This is a genomic window from Methylomarinovum caldicuralii, from assembly GCF_033126985.1.
In the GTDB taxonomy this organism is placed as follows: Bacteria; Pseudomonadota; Gammaproteobacteria; order Methylococcales; family Methylothermaceae; genus Methylohalobius; species Methylohalobius caldicuralii.
Map to the genome: position 1 here is coordinate 846,164 of NZ_AP024714.1, position 19,388 is coordinate 865,551.

Below are 19,388 nucleotides of genomic sequence, written 5' to 3' on the forward strand. Positions count from 1 at the left end.
GGGACGATTATAGCGAAGTATGATAGTGCGATCTGAATCGGGAGAAAGCAATCACGTGGATAAGAAACGACCTTTGGCGGGCGCGCGCGCCCTCATCATCGACATGGACGGGGTGCTGTGGCACGGCAGTCAGCCGCTGCCCGGCATCCGGGAATTCTTCGCCGCCCTGCGGGCGCGGCGGCTGCCCTTCGTCCTGGCCACCAACAACGCCAGTTCCACCCCGGCGCAGTACGTGGCCAAGCTGGCCGGCATGGGCGTCGAGGTGAGCGAGGATGAAATCCTCACCTCCGGCATCGCCACCGCCGCGTGGCTGGCCCAGCGCCGCGATCCCGCCTCCACCCGGGTCTATGCCATCGGCGAGGCGGGGCTGACCGAGCCGCTGCGGCAGGAAGGCTTCACTTTGGCCTGCAGCCACAAGGAAGGCGAGGACTGGCAGGCCGACGTGGTGGTGGTGGGCAAGGACGAAACCCTGACCTGGGACAAGCTCGCCACCGCCACCCTCAACCTCAACCGCGGCGCCGAGTTCATCGGCACCAATGCCGACGTCACCCTGCCGATGGAGCTGGGCATCAGCCACGGCAACGGCGCCATCCTCGCCGCCCTCACCGCCGCCACCGGCCGTGAGCCCACCATCATCGGCAAGCCGGAACCGGAACTGTACCGTCAGGCGTTGCGACGCCTCGAAGCCGCGCTGGAGGACGTGGTGGCCATCGGCGACCGGCTGGAGACCGACATCCTCGGCGCGGTGCGGGCCGGCATCCGCAGCCTGATGGTGCTGACCGGCGTCTCCAGGGAAGCCGACCTGGCCCAGGTGGACTACCGGCCCGACTGGATTCTGGCCGACATCCGCGAGGTTACCCGGGTTCTGGAGGAAGGTTGATATAGGAAGGATTACAATGGCGGGACGATCATTGCAAGAGGAGGGGAACCATGACCATCGACCGTATCGTTCTCGCTGTCGCCGGCAGCCTGATCCTGATCTCCGTGCTGCTGGCGGTGTTTCACGACCAGCGCTGGCTGTGGCTGACGGCCTTCGTCGGCGCCAACATGCTGCAGTCGGCCTTCACCGGTTTCTGCCCGCTGGCGATCCTGCTCAAAAAGCTGGGCAAGCGGCCGGGGCCGGCGTTCGAATAAATCCAAGGGAGGCGACATGAAAAAATTCATCAACCACGTCGATACCCTGCTCGACGAGAGCCTGCGGGGCTTCGCCAAGGCCCATGCCGATCTGGTGGAGGTCAGCTTCAGTCCGCGTTTCGTGCGCCGCAAGGAGGTAGCCCCGGGTAAGGTGGCGCTGATTTCCGGGGGTGGGGCCGGCCACGAACCGCTCCACACCGGTTTCGTCGGCAGGGGGATGCTCGACGCCGCCTGTCCGGGGCAGGTCTTCACCTCGCCCACCCCGGACCAGATGCTTGCCGCCGCCGAGGCGGTCGCCGGCGATCAGGGGGTGCTGTTCATCGTCAAGAACTATGCCGGCGATGTGATGAACTTCGAGATGGCGGCGGAAATGCTCGACTGTCCCAGCCGCACGGTGCTGGTGCAGGACGACATCGCCCTACCCAAGGAGCACGAAATCGGCCGCCGCGGGGTGGCCGGCACCACCATCGTCGAGAAGATCGTCGGCGCTGCCGCTGAGGAAGGCCGCTCCCTCGACGACCTCAAGACCCTCGGCGACCGGGTGGCGGAAAACACAGCCAGCATCGGCGTGGCCCTGAGCGGCTGTCACGTACCGGCCTTGGGCGGCCCCACCTTCGAGCTGCCGCCGGACAAGATCGAATTCGGCGTCGGCATCCACGGCGAGCACGGCCGCGAGATCGCCGAATTCGCCAGCGCCACCGAGATCGTCAAGCGCATGGTGGAGGCCATCAACGAGGAACTGCAGCCGAAACGGGGCGACAAGGTCCTGCTCCACGTCAACGGCCTCGGTGCCACCACCCTGATGGAGCTGTACCTGGTCTATGAACTGGCCCACGAATTCTGGCACCAGGAAGGCGTGGAAATCGCCCGCTCCCTGGTGGGCAACTATACCACCGCCCTGGACATGGCCGGATGCTCCGTCACCCTCACCCGCCTTGACGACGAGATGATCCGCCTGTGGGATGCGCCGGTGCATACGGCGGCGTTGCGCTGGGGATATGATCACACGGGACCCAACAGCTAACAAGTGGGTCAACATGGACTGGCAATTCCGCTGCGCTTCATTGCCAGCCAGTTATCCCTGTCGGTAAGCAGACCGGGACGGGCCCGCTTAACGCAGAGCCGAGCGACGGCTTCAGCGCGTCATCTCTTCCGCCAGCCTGTCCGCAACCGCGCAAATCATCAGCTGGCCGGTCCGTGCCCCGGCATCGACGATACCGCGGGCGCGTTCGCCCAGATAGGAGGCCCGCCCCTTGGTGGCCAGCATGTCGCGGGTCGATTCCATCCCTTCGGTGGCCACCGCTTTGACTTCCTCCAATACTTGGTTGAGGTCCTTGCCCTCCCCGGCGGCCCGTTTCAGATAGGCGGCCACGGGAACCAGGGTGTCCAACATGGTCTTTTCCCCCACATCGGAGCGGCCGCGCTGTTTCATGGCCTCGACCCCAGCTTCGAGGGCTTCGGCGAAGTTGGCTAGATTCATCTCCTTGCCCTTCAGCTGTTTCGCCAGGGTCATGAACAGGGTGGCGTAGAGGGAGCCGGATGCGCCGCCGATCTGGCTCATGAGGGTCATGGCCATCTTTTGCAGCGCCTGACTCCAGTCGTCCAGCGCGGCCAGTTCGTCGCTTTGCGCCAGTAGGGCTTTGAGGCCCCGCTGCAGGTTGGTGACGTGGTCGCCGTCGCCCAGGGTTTTGTCCAGTTCGGTGACCTCCTCGGCGTGGGCGTCGATGGCCGCCAGTGCGGCCTGGATGAGTTCCGGAATTGCGGGCATGGATGTCCTTCTGTCTCGTTTGTGGGAGAATTGAAAAAATTTACCGGTCAAACCACCGGGCAAGCGATAACCATCATCATGCCATTGAACCTCACATATACCAAGATCCGCCGCCTCTGTGATGATCTTTATTTCGAGCGCGGGCGGGACTACTACCAACAGGGCCGGGTCATCTCCCTCGAGGTCGAACGGGAAGCGGACAATCTGATCGTGTTCCGCGCCCAGGTGCGTGGCAGCGGCGGGCGCGTTTACGGCCAGTTCGTCCGTATCCAGGAGCGCTACGGCAGTCTGGCGCTGAAGGGCGAGTGTTCCTGCCCGGTGGGCTACAACTGCAAGCACGTGGTCGCCGCCTGTTTCCGTTATCTGAATCTGTACGGCGATCGCCCCCGGTTGACGCTCGATCTGCTCCGTTCCCCCCAATCCGTGGGCGGGCCCGGGCAGCCGGGGGAGACGGTGCTGTTTTACCGCATCACCCTGGACCGGGAGCAAGCGGCGCCGCTGGTGGAGTTGTGTTACGCGCGTATCCGCAAGAACGGCCAGCCCGGCGCCTTGCGGCCGGCCAAAGCCGGGATGATGTCCGATCCCTACTACGGCAGCCGGTACCATTTCCCCGATTACGTCAATCCGGAGGACCGCCCCATCGTGCATCTGATCGACGCGCTGCGGGAGGAATTCTCCCTGCCGCTGCTGAAGGGCCGTCTGGGCTGTCTGGCGTTGCGGCAGATGATCGACACCGGCCGTTGTTTCGTCGGGGGTGTGGACCGACCGCTGCGTTTGACCGAGGAAGTCCGTCCGGTGCGGTTCCAATGGCGCCCGGTGTCCGGCGGCAAGATTCTGGAGGCAATCGCCGAACCGGAAGCCCGGGTGATTCCCACCGACCCGCCGTTGTGGCTCGACCTGGAACGGGGCGAGGCAGGGCCGCTGGCGCAGGTGCCCCGGCCGGAACTTCTGACCGCCCCCTTCCTGCCGGAGACGGACATCCCCCGTTTCACCTCCCAGTTGCTGCTGGAATTCCCCGAGCTGCCGGTGCCGCCGCCGGTGGAGCTGCCGCTGGAGGAGATCCAGGGACAGACGCCGGTCCCGGAACTGACGTTGGCGCTGCACGGGGAAGGCGATCTGCCCTACCGCCTGCGGCTGGGTTTTGACTATCAGGGAATCCGCGTGATGGCAGGCGGCGCGGCGGTAGGGCTGTTTCGCGGCAAGGACAAACTGATCCGCTTCCGCCGGGACGAAGCCGCCGAGACGGCGGCCCTGGGCCGTCTGGAGACGGCCGGTTTCGTGCTTGAGCAGGAGGGAGTGCTGGTTCCCGCCGACGCGGATGCCGGTCGGCTGCGGCATTTCGTCGAGGAGGTTTTGCCCTGCCTGGAGGCGGAGGGCTGGCGGATCGAACGCGAGGCCGGTTTCAATCCTCGCTTCCTCGACGAGGACCAGCTGGAGGCCAGCACAGAGGAGGACGAGGCCGGCTGGTTCGATCTGCGCTTCGATCTGGACCTGGACGGCCAGAAGGTCCCGGTGCTGCCGCTGCTGGTGCCGCTGCTCGAGCGTTACGACCGTCCCGAGGACCTGCCGGAGACCGTCACTGTGCCTCTGGGGGAACAGCGTTTTCTGACCCTGCGGGCCGAGAAGCTGCGGCCGTTTTTGGAGATCCTCTACGAGTTGTACGACCGCGAGTCCGACTCGCTCCAGTTGTCCCGTTACGACGCTGCCCGCCTGGCGGAGCTGGAGGACGCCAGCCTGCGCCTGAAGGGAGCGGAAAAACTGCGCGAGCTGGGCCGCCGGCTGCGGGATTTCCAGGGACTGGCGCCGGTTTCCCCGCCGCGGGGACTGCGCTGCGAGCTGCGTCCCTACCAGGCGTTCGGCTTGAGCTGGCTGCAGTTCCTGCGCGAATACGAGCTGGGCGGCATCCTCGCCGACGACATGGGGCTGGGGAAGACAGTCCAGACCCTGGCCCACCTGCTGCTGGAGAAGGAGCAGGGGCGTCTGGACCGGCCGGCCCTGGTGGTCGCTCCCACCAGCCTGATGAGCAACTGGCGCCGCGAGGCGGAACGCTTCGCCCCGGATCTGAAGGTGCTGGTGCTCCACGGCCCCCAGCGCCACGAACATTTCTCCCGGATCGGAGAGCACGACTTGGTGCTGACCACCTATCCGCTGCTGCCCCGCGACGAGGAAGTGCTGAAGGCCCAGGCGTGGTCGTTTCTGATTCTGGACGAGGCCCAGACGGTCAAGAACCCGCGCACCCAAGCCGCCCGCATCGTGCGCCGCCTGCAGGCCCGTCACCGCCTGTGCCTGACCGGCACCCCGCTGGAAAACCACTTGGGGGAGCTGTGGGCCCAATTCGACTTCCTCATGCCCGGATTTCTCGGCGACCTGGAACAGTTCACCCGTCTCTACCGTACCCCGATCGAGAAGCACGGCGACGAGGACTGCCGCCGGCGTCTGGCGCGCCGGGTCGCGCCCTTTCTGCTGCGCCGCACCAAGGCCGAGGTGGAAAAGGATCTGCCGCCCAAGACCGAGATGGTCCGCAGCGTTGCGCTGCACCCCAAGCAGGCGGCGGTCTACGAGAGCATTCGGGTGGCGATGGAGAGCCAGGTGCGCCAGGCCATCGAAACCAAGGGACTGGCCCGCAGCCAGATCGCCATCCTCGACGCCCTGCTGAAGCTGCGTCAGGTGTGCTGCGATCCCCGGTTGGTGAAACTGGACAAGGCCAAGGTGGTCCCTTCGGCCAAGCTCGACCTGCTGGCCGAAATGCTGCCGGAGCTTTTGGCCGAGGGCCGGCGGGTGCTGCTGTTCTCCCAGTTCACCTCGATGCTGGGGCGGATCGAGGAGGCGATTCTCAAGCCCCAAGGCATCCCCTATGCCAAGCTCACCGGCCAGACCCGCAAGCGCGACGAGGCCATCGAGCGCTTCAAGCGTGGCGACGTCGATCTGTTCCTGATTTCCCTCAAGGCCGGGGGCGTCGGCCTCAATCTCACCGAGGCCGACACCGTCATCCTCTACGATCCCTGGTGGAACCCCGCGGTCGAAGCCCAGGCCACCGACCGCGCCCACCGCATCGGCCAGGACAAGCCGGTGTTCGTCTACAAGCTCCTCACCGAAGGGACGGTGGAGGAACGCATCCTCAAGCTACAGGCCCGCAAACAGGCATTGGCACAGGGAATCTACGGCAGGAAGGCCAAAACCGCCCCTACGCTGACGGCGGAGGATCTGCAAGTGCTGTTGGCACCGCTGGGCTAGCGGTACACTTCCCGTCGGTGTCCAATCTTTACGATCAACACGAGCAGGCGGTCGTCCTGGATGTGGTAGATGATTCGGTAATGACCAACGCGGATGCGGTACAGGTCCGCCCCTGTCAGCTTGATGGCTCCAGGCGACCTGGGTGTCTGTGACAGGTTGTCGATGGCAACGGCAAGGTGCTTCTGAATGTCTTTTGGCAGCTTGTCCAAGGTTTTCTTGGCCGAGGCTGTCAACCTGATCTTATAGGCCATATTCAGCCTTTACATCGTCCCAGGGAATGGTTTCTTCCTCCCCTTGCTCGACCCGCCGTAAGAGCTCCCCGGCTTCCTCGATATCCTCCTGGCGCTCCTGCCGCTGTCTGGCTTTCAGAAATTCGGCGAAATCCAACACCTCGAGGGCTTCCTCCTCAGGCAGGTCTTTTACCGCTTCGAGGATACGTCTGGCAGTCACTTCAGTGCACATAAGTCCCTCCTCATCGTCTGCCCGGTGCTATCCCGAATAGATATACAAAAAAGCCCGCTTGATGCGGGCTCGAGAGGTTATTTGGCGGAGAGGGAGGGATTCGAACCCTCGACACCCGGTTAGGGTGTACACGAGTTCCAGTCGTGCGCCTTCGACCACTCGGCCACCTCTCCAAGGAAGCTGAATATTCTATCAGCTCCGAAGCAGGGTTTCCACATGAGCGGCGACGCTGGCGGCAAGGGCTTGCAGATGGTAGCCGCCTTCCAGGGCGGAGACGACGGGGACCTCAAAATCCAGCAGGCGGCGGGTGATCCAGCGGTAATCCTCCTCTTCCAGTTCCAGCATTCCCAGAGGATCGAGGCGGTGGGCGTCGAAGCCGGCGGAAACCAAGAGCAGTTGCGGCCGGAAGCGGGCGAGGGCGGGTAGGATGCGGTCCTCCACCGCCTTGCGGAAGGCAGGGCCGTCGGTGCCGGCGGGCAGGGGGACGCTGACGATGTTGCCGACGCCGGTTTCCGTCTCCGCCCCGGTGCCGGGATACCAGGGATACTGGTGAGTGGAGCAGTACAGTACCCTCGGCTCCCGCTCGAAGGCGGCCTGGGTGCCGTTGCCGTGGTGGACGTCGAAATCGACGATGGCGACCCGTTCCAGACCCAGGTTAATGGCATGGCGGGCGGCGATGGCGACGTTGTTGAACAGGCAGAAGCCCATGGCCCGGCGGGGTTCGGCGTGGTGTCCGGGCGGGCGGACAGCGCAGAAGGCGCTTTGGGCCTCTTTTCCGAGCACGGCGTCGATGGCGTCACACACGGCGCCCGCGGCCCGCCGGGCCGCCTCGCCGGAGCCGGGGGAGACCACGGTGTCCGGGTCGAGCCAGGCGTGTCCCTGTTTGGGAATACCGGCGAACACGGTTTCGATGTGGTCGTCGGTGTGGACCAGGCGCAGTAGCCCGTCATCGGCCCGCGGGGCCTCGCGGCGGATCAACGCCTGAAACCGGGGGGCATCCAGCGCCCGCAAAATCGCCTCCAGACGGGCGCGGCGCTCCGGATGGCCGGGGCCGGTGTCGTGTTCCAGACAGGCGGGGTGGGTGTAGAGCAGGCAAGTCATGGCATCGCCTCCTGGAAAGCCCTATCATGGTTTTCCGCATTGTAACCACTTACGAGGGAGAAACGAATGAGCGAGGTGTCGTCGCCGGTGAGCGAACTGCTGGAACGGGAAGGCATCGCGTATGAATGGGTGGAGATTCCGTTGGACCCGGAGCGCAAGCCGATCCGCAGCCTGGAGGAACTGGTCGAGGCCCGCGGCCTGAGCCCGGCCCAGATCGTCCGCAGCCTGGTGTTCCGCACCGGCAGCGGCGGCTTCCTGCTGCTGGCCGCACCCGCCACCGCGCGGGCCGACTGGGGCAAGCTGCGCAAGCACACGGGCGAACGCCGTCTGACCATGGCGGAATCCGAACAGGTGCTGGCGGCCACCGGCTATCCCGTGGGCGCGGTGCCGCCCGTCGCCCTACCCGAGGATCTCAGGGTTCTGGTGGACGAGGGCATCTTCGCCCACGAGCGGGTGTTCATCGGCGCCGGGGTGCTGGGCTGGTCGCTGTCGCTGCGCAGCGCCGATCTGCGCCGCCTGCTGGCGCGGGCGGAGCTGGGGGCTTTCACCAAGGCGGCATGAGCGATCCGCGCCATTTCCAGATCCTGATTCTGGCCGGGCTGCTGCTTTATGGCCTGGGATGGCGCGATTTTCCAGGACCGCTCTGGATCTACGCCGTCTATCCACTGACGGCGCTCACGGCTCAGGGGCTTTTCTGCCGTACCCTGGGACTGCCCTTCGACTTCCGCAGTCCGCTGATCACGTCGCTGTCCCTGGGGCTTTTGTTGCACACCCAGGCGCTGCCGTGGGCGGTGACGGCGGCGGCTGTCGCCATTGCCGGCAAGTTCCTGCTCCGCATCGACGGTCGCCACGTCTTCAATCCCGCCAATCTGGGCATCGTGGCCGCGATTTCGCTGACCGACCGGGCCTGGGTGTCGCCGGGGCAGTGGGGGCTGGGGGCGTTTCTGGCCCTTGCGGCGGTGCTGGGCGGGCTGATGGTGCTGCGCCGCACCCGCAGGAGCGATGCCACTTGGGCGTTTCTGGCCTCCTGGGCCGCTCTGGTGTTCGGCCGCGCCCTGTGGCTCGGCGATCCACCCGCCATCCCCTGGCTGCAGCTGCAGAACGTCGCCCTGCTGATCTTCGCCTTCTTCATGCTCTCCGATCCCATGACCCTGCCGGACCGGCGCGCCGCCCGCATCGCCTTCGCGGTGGTCGTGGCGGCGGCCGGTTATGTGTTTCAATACCATCTGTACGTCAACGAGGGCCTGTTCTACGCCCTGGCTCTGGCCGCGCCGCTGGCGCCGCTGCTCAACCGCCGGTTGCCGGGCGTGCGCTATCGCTGGCCCCGGAGCGTTCCCTCCAGGAGGTGATCCATGCGTATCCTGCTGCTGTTTCTGCTGTCGCTGCCGACCCTGGTCCAGGCCTTCTGCGGCTTCTACGTGGCCCGCGCCGGGACCGGTCTGTTCAACCGTTCCTCCAAGGTGGTGCTGGTGCGCGACGGCGAGCGCACGGTGCTGACCATGGCCAACGACTTCCAGGGCGACGTCAAGGACTTTGCCGTGGTGGTGCCGGTGCCCACTTTCATCGAGCGGGAGCAGATCCACGTGGGCTCCTCGGCGGTGATCGATCATCTCGACGCCTACACCGCACCGCGCCTGGTGGAGTATTTCGATCCCAATCCCTGCCAGCGGCTCTACCGCCTGGAAATGAAGGCCATGAGCGCGGCGGCGGACAAAGGCGCGGCGGCCCGCGCCAGGGCCCTGGGGGTGACCATCGAGGCCCGCTACACCGTGGGCGAATACGACATCCTGATCCTGTCCGCCCAGGAGAGCGCCGGCCTGATCACCTGGCTCAAGGAGAACGGTTACCGCCTGCCGCAGGGGGCGGAACCGGTGGTGAACAGCTACATCAGGCAGGGAATGCGCTTCTTCGTCGCCAGGGTCAACCTGGAGGCATTCGAAAAGACCGGCTTCAACTACCTGCGTCCCCTGCAGGTGGCCTACGAGAGCCCCAAGTTCATGCTGCCGATCCGTCTGGGGACCCTCAACGCCCGCGGCAAACAGGAGCTGTTCCTCTGGACCCTGACCCGCAGCGGCCGGGTGGAGACCGCCAACTACCCGACGGTGAAGATCCCTTCCGGGCAGGAAATCCCGCTGTACGTCAAGGACCGTTTCGCCGACTTCTACCGCGACCTGTTCGCCCGTCAGGTGGAAAAGCACGGCGGCCGGGCGGTGTTCACCGAATACGCCTGGGACATGGGTTGGTGCGATCCCTGCGCCGCCCAGCCCCTGAGCCGCAGCGAGCTGCGCGAGCTGGGGGTGATGTGGCTGGCCGAAGAACCGCCCATCCGTCCCCTGCCGCGCGCCAAGCCCCAGATAATACCGCCACGGCCGGTGGATGTTTTCGTCACCCGCCTGCACCTGCAGTATGACGCCGAAACCTTCCCCGACGACCTGCGCCTGCATCAGACCGGCGACCGCGGCAACTTCCAGGCCCGCTACGTGCTACGCCACCCCTGGGATGGCAGCGACGACTGCCCCGAGGCCAGGCGGTACCGCGGCGAGATCCTGCCCCAGCGCCTGCGCCGGCAGGCGGAGAACCTCCACGAACTGACCGGCTGGCCGCTGGCGGAAATCTACCGGGAGATGGGGTTGAAGAACCCGCCCGAACCCTGGTGGAAACGCCTGTGGCCGAACTGAAGCGCATGGACTGGCACCGGCTGCTGTCCACCCGGCGCCTGGGCAAAGCGTCCACCGCCCCGGGCGGCCAGCCGCCGCGGACCGAGTTCGCCCGTGACTACGACCGCCTGATCTTCTCCTCCGCCTTCCGCCGCCTCCAGGACAAGACCCAGGTCTTTCCCCTGGCCAAGAGCGACTACGTCCGCACCCGCCTGACCCACAGCCTGGAGGTGGCCAGCGTCGGCCGCTCCCTGGGGATGCTCGCCGCCGAGGTGATCCGCCGCCGCGAGCCGGACCTGCGGGACACAGTCGTGCCCCAGGACGTGGGCACCCTGGTGGCCGCCGCCTGCCTGGCCCACGACATCGGCAATCCGCCTTTCGGCCACGCCGGCGAGGACGCCATCCGCGAGTGGTTCGCCGCCTGGCCGGGGTTGAAAACGCTGGGGGCGGGCGAACGGGAAGATCTGCTCCGCTTCGAGGGAAACGCCCAGGGCTTCCGCATCCTGACGGTGCTGCAGAACCCCGGCCAGCCCGGCGGCCTGCAGATGACCTGCGCCATGCTGGCGGTGATGGCCAAGTATCCCCGCGCCTCGGTGGTCGATCCAGCCCAAGCGCAAGGAGCCGGCGGACGCAAGTTCGGTTTCTTCCAGAGCGAGGTCGGGCTGTTCCGCGAGGTGGCCGAAACCGTCGGCCTGCCGCCCAAACCCGGCGGCGGTCTGGCCTGGCACCGTCATCCGCTGGCCTTCCTGCTCGAGGCCGCCGACGACATCTGCTATCACGTCATCGACATCGAGGACGGCTTCAAGGCCGGCGTGGTGGATTTCGCCACCCTTTACCAACTGCACCATCCCTTTCTCGAACAGCGCCACCGCCAGCGTCTCGAACGTCTGGACGACCCCGCCCAGCGGGCCAGCTACTGCCGCTCGGTCACCATCGACCGGGTGATCCGCCAGGCCGTTGCGGTGTTCGAGCGCCGTTACGACGAGGTCCTCACCGGCCGCTTCGACGCCCCGCTGCTCGACCACATCGACCAGGCCGCCGCTTTCGCCGCCTTCAAACAGGTGGCCGAATCCCGGGTCTATTACGCCCGCCCGGTAGTGGAAGTGAAAGCCTGCGGTTTCGAGGTCATCGCCGGCCTGCTCGATGCCTTCGTCCACGCCATCGAGGACGCCGCCGGCGGCAGCCCCTCCTCCCGCAGCCGCACCCTGCTGCAGCTCATGCCCCGGCCGCTGGCCGACCCAGCCGGACTGCCGCTTTACCAGCGCCTGCTGCTCGCCACCGACTTCATCGCCGGCATGACCGACTCCTACGCGGTGGAGCTGTATCAGCGTATTCGGGGGATTGCGTTGCCATAAGTTGAACTGCCGGTTGTTCCGCGCAACCCCAGGCACCTTGACGGCCAGGTGTAAGGGGTTCTGCCAAACACGGTCTGAGATGTTGTGGCCAGGATGTGCAGGGGCCATCATTCCCAGTGCCCCCATGGGGACTCAGAATCGCATATTCTCGTGACGGCAGCACCTAGAATTCAGGCCCTCAACCCGGAGCTGCAGCAAAAATGTCACGACTGCCTGCCGGCACGCTATGTGGTATGAAACCGGCAGCCGATGCGGGCCTCAGTGGCCATCCGGTCGTTGATCTCCGCTAAAGCCAAATCGCGAACTTGCCGGACATGGGCCACACATTTGCCACACTGGGTACCACAACCCACCCGTTTGCACAGCTTCGACATCGTGGTCGCCCCTTGATGGACTGATTGCCTGATATCCCTGTCCGTCACCCCATGGCAAAGGCATACATACATGATTCGTTTCGACATGATTTGACTGTATTAGTGTATTAATAGTGCAAATGAGAATCATTGTCAAATGCATTTGAGGCGGCAATTCAAATGCATATGATAACTGTTTGTATTCAAAGCAATTTATGGCCATTTTTGCTTTTCCCGGTTTGGCGGATGGAGTATCTTACAAACAGGCGCGTTTTCAATGCTGGGGAACGGCCTTTCGCATTTCCCGGTATTCAAGCTTTTGCAACTTAGACGGAGTATAGAACGATGCAAGGCAACAGCGAAGTCATCAAATATCTCAATGGCGCACTGAAAAACGAACTGACTGCAATCAACCAGTATTTTCTTCATGCCCGTATGTTCAAGAACTGGGGGTTTTCGGAGCTCAACGAGCACACCTACAAGGAATCGATCGAAGAAATGAAGCACGCCGATGCGCTGATTGAAAGGATTCTGTTTCTCGAAGGACTGCCCAATCTCCAGGATTTGGGCAAGCTGATGGTCGGTGAGAACGTCAAGGAGATGCTGGAAAACGATCTTGAGATGGAACGGTCCTCTCACGATTATTTCCAGGAGGCGATCGCCTGCTGTGAGTCGGTGCGCGATTACGTGACCCGGGATCTGCTGGCGCATATGCTCCATGAAGAGGAGGAGCACATCGATTGGCTGGAGACCCAACTGGATCTCATCGACAAGGTGGGTCTGCAGAATTATCTGCAATCCCAGATGTAGCGAGCTACCAATCCTGCCAGGCGGTGACCCTGCCGTTGCGCAGATAGACGTACTGGCCATAGAACGGGCTGGGATAGATCCACTGTTCATGGAGGCCCCAGCTACGTTTTGCCCGCCTGACCAGCATCGGTCTGCCGTAGGCGCAGGCCAACACCTCTTTGCGTATCCCCACCTGGATCATCCGCTGCTGGATCAGATACCACTCCCAGCGGTCGAACCGGCCCAGTTTTTTGACCGTCGCGTCCAGATCGGACTTTCCAGGTCCGGCGCGGTAATAGGCAAAGCAGGCTTCAAGGACATATGGCTGGCTATCAACAAGGGCTCCATCCGTCTTGCGCGTATCGTCCGAAGCGGATGCCGCCACCCCCAGAAACGAAACGATCAACAGTATCGACCATCGGATTTGCTTCATAAGCCGCCGCTGCCCCCAACACCAAGAATTATTTTGAATTTGGACAAATTTGTTTCCGAATCGTGCCCGAATCGGCCGGCGGAACTTTCAGGCGACCACCACCAAAGGCCGGTTTTCGGCCAGGGGATGGGGCAGCACTTTGACCGGCCAGGCGAACACTTCCGACAACAACGGTTCCTGTAAGACTTCGGCGGGTGCGCCTTCTGCCACCTTGCGGCCGGCGGCGAGAATCATGATTCTGTCACTGTAGGCGGCGGCCAGATTGAGGTCGTGAAGCACGATCAGTATTCCCACCCGGTGACGGCGCGCGAAGTGGCGGAGGGAGGCAAGGATGCGATGCTGATGGGCCAGGTCGAGCGGAGCGGTCGGCTCATCGAGGAACAACCAGCGGGGGCCGTTATCGTTCCAGATCTGTGCCAGCACCCGTGCCAACTGGACCCGTTGGCGCTCACCCCCCGACAGGGTGGGGTACTGCCGCATGGCCAACGCCTGAATGTCCGTGAGAGCCATGGCGGTCCGGGCCACCGCCAAATTGTAGTCGCCGGGTGTTGTATGGGGGATGCGCCCCATCAGCACCACTTCCAGGGCGGTGAAGGAGAACTGGAGATCACTGCGTTGCGGCAGCACCGCCCGCCGTCGGGCCAAGGCCCTGGGAGTCCACCGTTGCAACAGGGTGTCCGCCAGCCACACACGGCCTGCGCTGGGCGACCATTCGCCACTGAGCACTTTCAACAGGGTGGATTTGCCCGCGCCGTTGGGGCCGGCTACCACCATCACCTCACCGGCGGTCAAATGAACCGAGATCTCCTGCAGCAAGGGTCGGCCCCCCCGAACGACGCTGATCCCGTCCGCCTTCAGCACTCCATCCGCCCCCGGCCGCTACGGTACAGGAGCCACAAAAAGAACGGCCCACCCAGCAATCCGGTCAGAATGCCGATGGGCAGTTCCGCCGGCGCCTCCAGGGTGCGGGCGCCCAGGTCGGCCAGCAGCAACAGGGCGGCACCCGTCAACGCCGCCCCGGGCAAAAGGCTGCGATGATCAGGCCCCAGCCACAGGCGCACCAGGTGTGGGGCCACCAGACCGATAAAACCGATGATCCCGGTCAGGGCCACCGCCGCTCCCACCCCCAGCGCGACCAAGGCCACCAGGGTTCGCCTGAGCCGTTGAACCGCAAAGCCCAGATGGCCGGCTTCGGCCTCTCCCAGCAACAGGGCGTTGAGGGCCTTGGACCAGCAAGGCAGCAGGATCACGACGGCGAGCAACAGCGGCAGCCCAACTCGCAACTGCGTCCAGGTGACACCGCCCAGGCTGCCCATGCTCCAGAAAGTCAGGGCCCGCAGCTGCTGGTCGTCGGCCAGATAGGTAAACAGACCGGTGACCGCTCCGCCCAGGGCATTGACGGCGATGCCGGCCAGCAGCAGTCCGGCGGTGTCGCCGGGACGGGTAATGCTGGCGAAGAACTGAACCAGCCGGGTCGCGCCCAGGCCGCCAGCGAAAGCGGCCAGAGAGACCGTGGCCGGGCCGAAACGGTGCCAATCCAGTACGATGGCGGCCACTGCGCCCAAAGCCGCACCGGCAGAAATACCGATCAAGGCCGGATCGGCCAACGGGTTGCGGAACAGCCCCTGCATGACGGCGCCACTGAGAGCCAGGACGGCGCCGACGGCCAACCCCAGGATCACCCGCGGCAACCGAACCAGCAATACGACGTTTGTCGCAAAATCACCGTTGTCCACCCCCGCCAACGCTTTGGATAGGATGGCCGACACCTGCCGCGGGGCGATCGGCACCGCGCCCACCCCCAGGGAAACCAGAACGATCAGCGCCACCATCAGTATCAGACCGCCCAACATCCAAACCGGGCGGCGCGGCATTGCCCTCCGGCTGGAAAGCACCGAACTGCTCATGGTTTTGGCGGATGAAGTTTTTCCAGCAGTTCCAGAGCGGCCTGCGGCGTCCTGGGTCCGAAGCCCAGCAGATACAGGCTGTCCCTGACCACGAGCCGACGGGACAGGTGGGCTGGCGTCAGCGCCAGTCCGGGCAATTGCCAGACTGTCTCCGGATCGCCCAGGGCTTCGGCCATCTGTTCGCTGATGACCACCACTTCGGGGGCAGCGGCGATCATCGCTTCAGTGGAAACCGGCCGGTACCCCCGGTGCGTCAGGGCGTTGACGCCGCCGGCCTGGACGATCATCCGGTCCGCCGCCGTATCCTTGCCCGCCGCCAGAGGGGAACCCCGGACCAAATGCAACAGAAACACGACACGCGGACGGCGGTCGATCGCCGCCAGACGCCGCGCCAGGGTGGCGAAACCCTCGGCCACCCGGCGTTTCAGTCTTTCCCCTTCGGCTTCACGCCCCAGGATGGCCGCCACCTGGGCGATCTTGTCCAGGACACCTTTGGGGGAGTGGTCTTCGCTCAACTGGATCACCTTTACTCCTGCCGCACGCAGCTGATCCAGCACCTGGGGCGGTCCGGCCGCCTCGGTGGTGAGCACCAGGTCCGGCCGCAGCGACAGAACGCCTTCGGTCGACAGATTGCGCAGATAGCCCACCTGGGGCAGTCGCGCCGCCTGGGGCGGATAACGGCTGGTACTGTCGACCCCCACCAGCCGGTCTTCGGCGCCCAGGGCATAGACGATTTCGGTCAGGGCGCCACCGGCGACGACGATCCGTTCATAGCCCAGGGCGGGAAGCCCGAACAGCACCAGAAAAAGCACCCTGCTCACCTGCAGGGCCCGGTGAGCGACGCCCGGATGCGCCATCATAAGGCGGCTGGATCAGGCAGAGGCTGTCCATCCCGGCGCCGATGCCCCTGGCCGGTCAGATGGCGGATCTCGCTCAATCCCACGCCTTCCAGGGCGAAAGCCAGGCCGAAGCCTTTGACGTACAGTCCCCGGATGGGATGCAGGCAGAACAGATGGAAATCGGCCAATTCCTCCAGCGGTTTGAAATACTTGCCGAAGCTTTCATGAAAACAGCGCACCACCTGCCGATGCGGCTCCGTTCCATGAGGGATCTCTTCGGCCTGGCATTGAAAACTCAGCCGTCGGCGGGCGAAGGGATTGACGGTGTCGCGCTCGTCATCGGCGAACAGGATGCCGGCACGGCCGGTGTCCATGAAGTTGCGGGTCCGCTGCACCGTGTCACTGATATACACGTAATAGTCGCCGTCGAAGGCGACAAAGGGCGCATAGCTGGCATGGGGCATCCCTTCGCGGTCCACGCTGGCGATGAACAGGGTGCGAAAGTGGCCTGGATAGGCCAGGGCTTCGCGGCGGATTGCTTCAGGATCAATGGTCATGGTATGGCCTCCTTACGATGTGTTGATTCGGGCTTTGAAGTCACAACGGGCCTGCTCCCGGCGGGCCAGGCATTGCCAGTACAGGACCTGGTGGCGGTAATGGCACCAGGTGACGGCATCGGTGTGAAAATCCGGATGCAGGCACAACAACCGATAGAGGGCGGCGATGGTGCCTGCCAATCGTGGATCCGGTGCGCTGCGGTAGTCCTGGATCAAACGCTGAACCCGGTCTTCCAGGATGGCAGGCCGCAGGTGGGCTAAGGGATGTTCGCGCCAGAAAGGGTGGGGAGCCATCATGGGTCAGAACCGATAGGACAGGTTGATCTTGAAATTGCGGCCCGGGGACTTGAGCAATGACAGGTGTTCGCGGTAGTCCCGGTCACCCAGATTGTCGATGGCGAAATCGGCCCGCAGGCCGGCCAGTGCCTTATGGCGCGGCTGCCAGGACAGACGCAGATCGTGCACGGTGAACCCCGGCGTGTCTTCGATGCCGGCCGGCACCCGGTCCTGGTCTTCGACGATCCGGGTCCGCCAGCCCAGGGACAAACCCAGCTCGGGATGACGCAGGCCGGCCTGGATCACCCACTCGTCCGGGGCCACATTGGCCAGCGGCCGGTGCTCGGTTTTGTCCCGCCCGCGGGTCTGGGAATAGGCGAATCCCAGCCAGGCGTAGCGCTGTTGGTAGTTCAGCTCGGCTTCGAACCCTTCCAGCTCGGCGTCACGAACGTTGCGGTGCGTGGTGAAGCCGCCCGGCCCCGGATTGAGCGGCGGCATGGGGCGGGGCGAGAATACCACGATGGTATCGATGAAATCGTCCACCTGATTGCGAAAGAAACTGGCCCGAATTCGCAGGCGGTCGTCCGCGAACCACAATCCGTTTTTTTTGATCCGCAAGCCCACCTCTTTGTTGTGGGCCTTCTCCGGGTCAAGGTTGGGGTTGGGAAGGAAACGGTTGGCACACCCGGGCCCGCAGGTGAAGTGGGTGCCGGAAACGAACAGTTCATTGAGATCCGGGGATCGGAAGGCTTCGTTGTAGGCGAGGCTCAAGCCCAGCCAGTCGGTGAGCCACCACAGCGCGCCCGCCCGGAAAGTGACCTCGCCGGCGCTCCGCTCCAGGTCTCCCCTTTGGCTCTGGCGCTGGTAATAATCCCAGCGTACCCCGCCGAACAGGGTGAGGGGGTCGAAAATCCGCATCTCATCCTGAAGGTAGATCCCAGCCACATCGGATTCGGCATCCGGGAAGCTGGAACGCGGCTCGCCGTTTCGGTCCGCCTTGCCCTGGTCGTGGTAGTAGTCGATGCCGTAGGTCAGGCGCTGGGATACGGCGCCCCACTGTCCCAGGTCAGAGCGGTTGAGCAGGTTGACGCCGGTGGTGGTGAAATCGGTCTCGTCACGCCGGCGGTTCGCCCTTCGGGTTTTTTCCCGGATGAAAACCTGGTTGTGATAGGCGGTCATGTTGAGATCGAGCCAGGGATGCTGCGGTTGAAAACGATAGTTGAAAATGAAATTGTGCTGTTGGGTTTCCCGGTCCACCAGGGGATTCCCGCTCCCGTCCCGGGACTGGGGGTTGAAGGGCACCTGCTGGTTTTGCCCCAGGCTCTGGGCGGAAAAACTCAGGGAGTGGTCCGGATGGGGGCTGAAACGGAATTTAGCCAGGCCGGAATAGGCATCGAAGCCGGAATGTTCCAGGCGTCCTCGCCCAAGCTGGATGTCCTCGCTGCCCCGGAAGGCAAAATGGAACAGATAATCGAACCGCTCACCCAAGAGTCCATAGACGGCCGCACTGCCCAACCCCTGGTCACTGACGCTTTGAAAGCCGCCTTTGACCTTTGCCCCGAAGCGCTGACCGGGCGCCACCAGATCGACGGCGTCCTTGGTCTGCAAGGAGACCACGCCGCCGATGGCACCGCTGCCCCACAGGGCGGAAACCGGCCCGCGTACGACTTCGACCCGCTTGAGCAGATCGGGATCGATGAACATTCGGCTGTTGTGGCCCCGGACGAAGTTCTGCCGGGCACCATCGAGCAGGTATAAGACCCGTTCGTCACCGATACCCCGGATCACCGTGCGTTGGCCGACATTTCTCGGTCCACCGGCAATGTCGACATTGGGCAGTTCCAGCAGCAGGTCACCGAGATCACCAGCCTGCTCACGCTGGATGGCTTCGCCATCGAGCACTGTGGCCGATTCGGGCAGATCGAGCACGTCATAAGCACCCCGGCTGGCCGTCACCACCATGCCTTCCAGTTGAATCACGTTGGCCGGGGTCTCCGCCCGGGCGGGCCAGGACAGGCCGAGCAGTATCGCCGCTGCCGCACTTTTTTGGTGTATTGGCTTCATGATCGCTTCACCCGAGATCAGCATGCCTTGTTGAAAGGCAAACATAATTACAAAAGCTTATGATAATCATTACTATTCCAATGAATATCCCCTACGGGCACCTTCGCGGCCTGCCGCCGCAACCGCTCGTGGTCGAGCGTCGCCAAACGCTGCCATTGTTCCCGCAGTTTGCCGATGGCGCCCCTCCAATCACCCAGCGCCTCCCGATAGGGCGGACTCAGGATCACACCCAGGTGATAGGCCACTTTTCTGGCCAGTACCGGGCAGGGCCGAAGGGTGTAGCAGGTCATCAAATGTTGGGTGACGGTCATCAGGGCGGTAAAGTCCGGCGCCTGATCCGATTTTGCCGGTGACTGGCTCATGTTTCCCCTCCTGTGACAAAGATCCCGGCCCCTGCCGCAGGGACTGGGAACAGGCTTTCAGCAACAGTGTTCTGACCCGGCGGTGGGTTTCGCGATC

21 protein-coding genes, 1 tRNA gene and 1 pseudogene are annotated in these 19,388 nt (G+C 64.2%); 9 read left to right on the forward strand and 14 right to left on the reverse strand.

Translation table 11 applies throughout. The features are described 5' to 3' along the window. The first annotated feature begins 55 nt into the window (after window positions 1–55). Genes MCIT9_RS04485 through dhaK form a run of 3 tightly spaced genes read left to right on the forward strand, consistent with a single transcriptional unit; the run spans window position 56 to window position 2,158 of the window. The gene (locus MCIT9_RS04485) at window positions 56–880 is read left to right on the forward strand and encodes an HAD-IIA family hydrolase (RefSeq protein WP_317706219.1); all 825 of its coding nucleotides are present in this window, start codon (window positions 56–58) and stop codon (window positions 878–880) included. A gap of 50 nt (window positions 881–930) precedes the next feature. Then, window positions 931–1,134, forward strand: a complete 204-nt coding sequence (locus MCIT9_RS04490) for a YgaP family membrane protein (RefSeq protein ID WP_317706220.1) — start codon at window positions 931–933, stop codon at window positions 1,132–1,134. Between the two features lie 16 nt (window positions 1,135–1,150). Continuing rightward, window positions 1,151–2,158 carry a dihydroxyacetone kinase subunit DhaK gene (gene dhaK, locus MCIT9_RS04495; protein ID WP_317706221.1) on the forward strand — a complete coding sequence of 336 codons (1,008 nt, stop codon included), beginning with the start codon at window positions 1,151–1,153 and terminating at the stop codon, window positions 2,156–2,158. Between the two features lie 111 nt (window positions 2,159–2,269). On the opposite strand, the gene dhaL is transcribed toward dhaK, so the two are convergent. Then, window positions 2,270–2,902: a dihydroxyacetone kinase subunit DhaL gene (gene dhaL, locus MCIT9_RS04500; protein ID WP_317706222.1), complete on the reverse strand. Its 633-nt coding sequence runs from the start codon at window positions 2,900–2,902 to the stop codon at window positions 2,270–2,272. A 78-nt stretch (window positions 2,903–2,980) separates the two neighbouring features. On the opposite strand from dhaL, the gene MCIT9_RS04505 reads away from it, so the two are divergent. Then, window positions 2,981–6,136 carry a DEAD/DEAH box helicase gene (locus MCIT9_RS04505; RefSeq protein WP_317706223.1) on the forward strand — a complete coding sequence of 1,052 codons (3,156 nt, stop codon included), beginning with the start codon at window positions 2,981–2,983 and terminating at the stop codon, window positions 6,134–6,136. Here MCIT9_RS04505 and MCIT9_RS04510 read toward each other — a convergent pair. From MCIT9_RS04510 to MCIT9_RS04525, 4 genes are all read right to left on the reverse strand, one after another. Next, window positions 6,133–6,387, reverse strand: coding sequence for a type II toxin-antitoxin system RelE family toxin (locus MCIT9_RS04510; protein WP_317706224.1), 255 nt, complete (start codon window positions 6,385–6,387; stop codon window positions 6,133–6,135). The genes MCIT9_RS04505 and MCIT9_RS04510 overlap by 4 nt on opposite strands. Continuing rightward, window positions 6,377–6,598 (reverse strand): DUF2281 domain-containing protein, encoded by a 222-nt coding sequence (locus MCIT9_RS04515; RefSeq protein WP_317706225.1) that lies wholly within the window; start codon window positions 6,596–6,598, stop codon window positions 6,377–6,379. The genes MCIT9_RS04510 and MCIT9_RS04515 overlap by 11 nt, the downstream gene beginning before the upstream one ends. Before the next feature lie 82 nt (window positions 6,599–6,680). Continuing rightward, window positions 6,681–6,771, reverse strand: a tRNA-Ser gene (locus MCIT9_RS04520). 19 nt (window positions 6,772–6,790) lie between these two features. After that, complete coding sequence (locus MCIT9_RS04525; RefSeq protein ID WP_317706226.1) at window positions 6,791–7,699, reverse strand: histone deacetylase family protein; 909 nt, start codon at window positions 7,697–7,699, stop codon at window positions 6,791–6,793. A 66-nt stretch (window positions 7,700–7,765) separates the two neighbouring features. Between MCIT9_RS04525 and MCIT9_RS04530 the strand changes: the two genes are divergently transcribed. The 4 genes from MCIT9_RS04530 to MCIT9_RS04545 are packed head-to-tail and all read left to right on the forward strand — an operon-like array spanning window position 7,766 to window position 11,711. Beyond that, window positions 7,766–8,260 carry an aminoacyl-tRNA deacylase gene (locus MCIT9_RS04530; RefSeq protein WP_317706227.1) on the forward strand — a complete coding sequence of 165 codons (495 nt, stop codon included), beginning with the start codon at window positions 7,766–7,768 and terminating at the stop codon, window positions 8,258–8,260. Continuing rightward, a complete protein-coding gene (locus MCIT9_RS04535; RefSeq protein ID WP_317706228.1) occupies window positions 8,257–9,048 on the forward strand; it encodes an RnfABCDGE type electron transport complex subunit D in 792 nt (263 codons plus the stop codon). Before MCIT9_RS04530 ends, MCIT9_RS04535 begins: the two co-directional genes overlap by 4 nt. 3 nt (window positions 9,049–9,051) lie before the next feature. Then, entirely contained in the window at window positions 9,052–10,377 is a 1,326-nt protein-coding gene (locus tag MCIT9_RS04540; RefSeq protein WP_317706229.1) for a DUF2330 domain-containing protein, read from the forward strand. Next, the gene (locus tag MCIT9_RS04545; RefSeq protein ID WP_317706230.1) at window positions 10,365–11,711 is read left to right on the forward strand and encodes a deoxyguanosinetriphosphate triphosphohydrolase; all 1,347 of its coding nucleotides are present in this window, start codon (window positions 10,365–10,367) and stop codon (window positions 11,709–11,711) included. Before MCIT9_RS04540 ends, MCIT9_RS04545 begins: the two co-directional genes overlap by 13 nt. 224 nt (window positions 11,712–11,935) lie before the next feature. Here MCIT9_RS04545 and MCIT9_RS13655 read toward each other — a convergent pair whose 3' ends face one another. Continuing rightward, a complete protein-coding gene (locus tag MCIT9_RS13655; RefSeq protein WP_422880191.1) occupies window positions 11,936–12,172 on the reverse strand; it encodes a (2Fe-2S)-binding protein in 237 nt (78 codons plus the stop codon). A gap of 237 nt (window positions 12,173–12,409) precedes the next feature. Between MCIT9_RS13655 and bfr the strand changes: the two genes are divergently transcribed. Further along, complete coding sequence (gene bfr / locus MCIT9_RS04550; RefSeq protein ID WP_317706231.1) at window positions 12,410–12,874, forward strand: bacterioferritin; 465 nt, start codon at window positions 12,410–12,412, stop codon at window positions 12,872–12,874. A gap of 4 nt (window positions 12,875–12,878) precedes the next feature. Here bfr and MCIT9_RS04555 read toward each other — a convergent pair whose 3' ends face one another. The 8 genes and pseudogenes from MCIT9_RS04555 to MCIT9_RS04590 all read right to left on the reverse strand — a co-directional run bounded on the left by MCIT9_RS04555 (window position 12,879) and on the right by MCIT9_RS04590 (window position 19,291). After that, window positions 12,879–13,286 (reverse strand): hypothetical protein, encoded by a 408-nt coding sequence (locus MCIT9_RS04555; RefSeq protein WP_317706232.1) that lies wholly within the window; start codon window positions 13,284–13,286, stop codon window positions 12,879–12,881. Between the two features lie 87 nt (window positions 13,287–13,373). After that, a pseudogene (locus MCIT9_RS04560) lies at window positions 13,374–14,087 on the reverse strand (heme ABC transporter ATP-binding protein); the annotation flags it as partial. 53 nt (window positions 14,088–14,140) lie between these two features. Then, window positions 14,141–15,160, reverse strand: coding sequence for a FecCD family ABC transporter permease (locus MCIT9_RS04565; protein WP_317706234.1), 1,020 nt, complete (start codon window positions 15,158–15,160; stop codon window positions 14,141–14,143). Between the two features lie 29 nt (window positions 15,161–15,189). After that, a complete protein-coding gene (locus tag MCIT9_RS04570) occupies window positions 15,190–16,053 on the reverse strand; it encodes a heme/hemin ABC transporter substrate-binding protein (protein ID WP_317706235.1) in 864 nt (287 codons plus the stop codon). Continuing rightward, window positions 16,050–16,589, reverse strand: a complete 540-nt coding sequence (locus MCIT9_RS04575) for a HugZ family pyridoxamine 5'-phosphate oxidase (protein WP_317706236.1) — start codon at window positions 16,587–16,589, stop codon at window positions 16,050–16,052. The genes MCIT9_RS04570 and MCIT9_RS04575 overlap by 4 nt, the downstream gene beginning before the upstream one ends. Window positions 16,590–16,601: 12 nt before the next feature. Next, window positions 16,602–16,886, reverse strand: coding sequence for a hypothetical protein (locus MCIT9_RS04580; protein ID WP_317706237.1), 285 nt, complete (start codon window positions 16,884–16,886; stop codon window positions 16,602–16,604). A gap of 3 nt (window positions 16,887–16,889) precedes the next feature. Beyond that, the gene (locus tag MCIT9_RS04585) at window positions 16,890–18,929 is read right to left on the reverse strand and encodes a TonB-dependent hemoglobin/transferrin/lactoferrin family receptor (protein WP_317706238.1); all 2,040 of its coding nucleotides are present in this window, start codon (window positions 18,927–18,929) and stop codon (window positions 16,890–16,892) included. A 47-nt stretch (window positions 18,930–18,976) separates the two neighbouring features. Then, entirely contained in the window at window positions 18,977–19,291 is a 315-nt protein-coding gene (locus tag MCIT9_RS04590) for a hypothetical protein (RefSeq protein ID WP_317706239.1), read from the reverse strand. Window positions 19,292–19,388: the final 97 nt, after the last annotated feature.